Below are 3,736 nucleotides of genomic sequence, written 5' to 3' on the forward strand. Positions count from 1 at the left end.
GTCGTGGATCGGCTGCGGGCCCGGTGGGGGCTGGTCGCGCAGTTCCCCGCGCCCCTTGGTGGGTGGGGTGCGGGCCGGGCGAGCTGTACCGATCCGGTGGTGGACCTCGTGCCGGGTACCGTCTAGGCATGTCCCCGACCAGCGAGACCCTGACCGCCGAGCGCATTCTCGAAGCCACCGAGGAGGTGCTGCGCCGTCACGGGCCCGCCAAGGCCACCGTGGTCGACGTGGCCCGCGCGCTCGGCGTCAGCCATGGCAGCGTCTACCGCCACTTCCGCACCAAGGCGGCGCTGCGGGAGGCGGTGACCAAGCGGTGGCTGGACCGGGCGACGGGCATGCTGGCCGGGATCGCCGAGGCGGACCGCGATCCGGAGGCCCGGCTGCGGGACTGGCTGGCCGCGCTCTTCGAGGCCAAGCGCCGCAAGGCGGGCGACGATCCGGAGCTGTTCGCCACCTACACGGTCCTGACCGGTGAGAGCGTCGAGACGGTCGTCGAGCACCTCGCCGAGCTGACCGGTCAGCTCACCCGCATCGTCCGGGACGGCACCGACGCCGGCGCCTTCACCGTCGCCGACCCCGCCGTGGCGGCCCGGGCCGTCTTCCAGGCCACCGGCCGCTACCACGACCCCGCCTACGCCCGGGAGTGGGAACAGCCGGGCGCGGAAGCGGAGTTCACGGCGGTGGTGGACCTGCTGGTGCGCGGCCTCAGGGGCTGACCGCCGCTATGTCTGCGACGGGTCCACCGTCGCCTGGTGGGCCTCCGCCAGATGCTCCTCCGCCTTCAGCCACGGCAGGAACTGCGCGGCTCTGCGCCACCCGCAGGTGGCGCATCTGATCGTGCGCTGCGGGCCCTTGCGGAGCACCTGGACGACATGCTCGCGCCCGTGCTGGTCCCACCGGCTCACCTTGCTCGTGCTGGTCTGCACCATGACGCCTCGCCTCCGACGAGGAGTGTGCTGCAAGACCAACATCAACAGGGGCACCCTCACCGTGAGTTGGTCGAATCGTGAGCGGGCTCAGTCGACGACACGCGGCAGCCGCAGGCTCAGCAGCCCCGTCAGCGCCACCCCCGCCAACTGCACGAGCAGGGTCGTCACCAGCGCGTCCCGCATGCCCATGCCCGGCACCAGGGCGAGGAAGAGACTGCCCAGCGTGGCCACGCCCAGCGCGAGGGCGGCCTGTTGGGTGGTCACCATCACGCCACCGCCCACCCCGGCCCGCGCGGGCGGCACCTCCGACAGCACGATCCGGAAGACCACGGGCAGCTGGAGCGCCTGGCCCACCCCGGCGATCGCACCGCCGGGCAGCAGCGGCAGCAGTCCGAGGTCGGGCCAGGAGGAGCGGGCCGCCAGGATCATCAGCCCCAGGCCGAGCCCCTGGATCACCGCGCCCGCCGTCACCACCCGGGTGCCGAAGCGGGAGATCAGCCTCGGCCCCGCCACCGACGTGACCAGGAACGTCACCGCCAGCGGGACCAGCGCGAGGGCCGCCTGGACCGGGCTGCGGCCCGCCCCCTCCTGCAGGGCCACCGCGATCACGAACATGAAGCCGGCGAAGCCCATCGAGAAGGGCAGGATCAGCAGCAGGCCGCGCCGCAGCGACACCAGCCGGAACAGGCTCGGCGGGACGAGCGGCGTACGGCCCTCGCGGTCCGCCCTGCGCTCCACCGCGAAGAACGCCCCCGTGAGGAGCGGGAACGCCGCCAGCGACAGCCACGTCCACAGCGGCCAGCCCGCCGCCCTGCCCTCGGTCAGCGGGGCGAGCAGCGCCAGCAGGGTCGCCGCCAGCAGGACCGTGCCCGGCCCGTCCACCGGCTCGGGGCGGGGGGAGCGGGTCTCCGGGATGGTCCGGGCCGCGAGGACCAGGCCCACCAGGACGACCGGCACGTTCACCAGGAACGCCGCCCGCCAGCTCGTGCCCGCGATGTCGGCCGCCACCAGGACCCCGCCGAGGATCTGGCCGGCGACCATGGCGAGGCCCGCCGTGGCGCCGTACAGGCCCATCGCGCGGGCCCGGCGGGACCCGCGCGTCGCCGACTGGATGGTGGCGAGGACCTGCGGCAGCATCGCGGCCGACGCGGCGCCCTGCGCGACCCGCGCCGCGACCAGCGTCCAGGCGGTGGGCGCGAGCCCGCACGCCAGCGAGGTCAGCCCGAAGGCCAGCATGCCGCCCAGGAACAGCCTGCGGCGCCCGAAGAGGTCGCCGAGCCGGCCGCCGAGGACGAGGAGGACGGCGTACGCAAGCCCGTACCCCGCCACGACCAGTTCCAGGACCGACTCGCTCGCGGACAGGTCCGCGCCGATGCTGGGCAGGGCTACGTTGACGATGAAGAAGTCGATGAGGGGCAGTGCCGCGGCGAGCAGCACCGTGAAGAGTCCCAGGCCGCCCAGCTCGGCCGGCACGGCGGAGCGGACGGGGCGTGGAGTCGTGGTTTCGGTGGTCACGTCCCCGAGCCTGCGCCCCCTCCCAGACGGGTACCAGAGTCTTCTTATCCTGGTAGAAGAACCACCTGGCAACAGGGTCCCGGTGCGGGCAGGCTGGAGGCATGACGACGATGGCCCAGGAGACAGCCGTACCGGCGACCGCGTCCCTCTCGGTGATCCGGCGCCACGAGCTCGCCGCCTTCCTGCGCCACCGCCGCGAGCACATCACGCCCGAGCAGGTCGGCCTGCCCCGCGGCCGCAGGCGCCGCACCCCGGGCCTGCGCCGGGAGGAGGTGGCCCAGCTCTCCGCGGTCGGCGTGACCTGGTACACCTGGCTGGAGCAGGCCCGGGACATCCAGGTCTCCGTGCAGGTCCTGGACGCCCTGGCCCGCGCCCTGCTGCTGGACCCGAGCGAGCGCTCGCACCTCTTCCAGCTCGCCGGCGCGGTCGACCCGACCCCGGCCACCGTCTGCCCCTCGATCACGCCCGCCATCGCGCACGTGCTCGAACAGTTGGAGCCGCTCCCGGCCTGCGTGCAGAACAGCCGCTACGACATCCTGGCCTACAACCGCACCTACGGCCTGCTGCTGTGCGACCTGGACGCGGTGCCGCCCGAGGACCGCAACTGCATGGTCCTCTCCTACACCAACGACGACTGGCGCTCGTCGATCGTCCACCTGCCCGAGGTCCACCGCCTGATGGCCGCCCGCTTCCGCGCCACCATGGCCGGGCACCTCGCCGAGCCCGGCTGGAAGATGCTCCTGAAGCGGCTGCGCACCGAGTCCCAGGAGTTCCGCGAGGTCTGGGACCGCCACGAGGTCATCGAACACCGCGGTCGCCGCAAGGAGTTCATCAACCGGTACGTCGGCCGCGTCCGCCTCGACCACACCGACCTGTGGCTCGGCCCCGAGGCGGGCCCCCGCCTGGTGACGTACGCCCCGGCCGACGAGGAGTCCCGGCTGCGCCTGGAGCGGCTGCACGCGATCGCCCTGGAGCGGGCCCCGCGCCTGCCTGCGTGACGGGGCGGCGCCTGACTGTTTGCCGCTGGTGCGGGTGAGTGTCCGGAGTGCGGGAACCCGGACGGTCCCAAGGACAAATCACCACATGCGGGGCGAACCATGGCCGAGCAGAAGTCGTCGCAGCAGGCAGCGGAATCACGGTCACCGGCGCAGGGGCTCCCGCAGCCGCTGCGGGCCGCCGTGTCGGTGCTGGGAAAGGTGCCCGGGGCCGGGACGGTGGGCCGGGTGGCCGAGGGGACGCTGGACCGGATCGGGGCGGTGTCCCCACGGGGGCGGCGGTTCGCGGTGTACGCC

4 protein-coding genes and 1 pseudogene are annotated in these 3,736 nt (G+C 73.7%); 3 read left to right on the forward strand and 2 right to left on the reverse strand.

Annotated elements, in window-relative coordinates; genetic code table 11:
- The first annotated feature begins 128 nt into the window (after positions 1–128).
- Entirely contained in the window at positions 129–716 is a 588-nt protein-coding gene (locus EHS43_RS39945) for a TetR family transcriptional regulator (protein ID WP_125195450.1), read from the forward strand.
- 6 nt (positions 717–722) lie between these two features.
- On the opposite strand, the gene EHS43_RS39950 is transcribed toward EHS43_RS39945, so the two are convergent.
- Positions 723–929 (reverse strand): hypothetical protein, encoded by a 207-nt coding sequence (locus EHS43_RS39950; RefSeq protein WP_125195451.1) that lies wholly within the window; start codon positions 927–929, stop codon positions 723–725.
- Between the two features lie 87 nt (positions 930–1,016).
- A complete protein-coding gene (locus EHS43_RS39955) occupies positions 1,017–2,444 on the reverse strand; it encodes an MFS transporter (protein ID WP_125195452.1) in 1,428 nt (475 codons plus the stop codon).
- A gap of 101 nt (positions 2,445–2,545) precedes the next feature.
- Between EHS43_RS39955 and EHS43_RS39960 the strand changes: the two genes are divergently transcribed.
- On the forward strand, positions 2,546–3,442 hold the full coding sequence (locus EHS43_RS39960; RefSeq protein WP_185806617.1) for a helix-turn-helix domain-containing protein: 897 nt from the start codon (positions 2,546–2,548) through the stop codon (positions 3,440–3,442).
- Between the two features lie 99 nt (positions 3,443–3,541).
- Positions 3,542–3,736, forward strand: a pseudogene (locus EHS43_RS39965) (hypothetical protein); the annotation flags it as partial.

The organism is Streptomyces sp. RP5T (assembly GCF_003933965.1).
Lineage (GTDB): Bacteria > Actinomycetota > Actinomycetes > Streptomycetales > Streptomycetaceae > Streptomyces.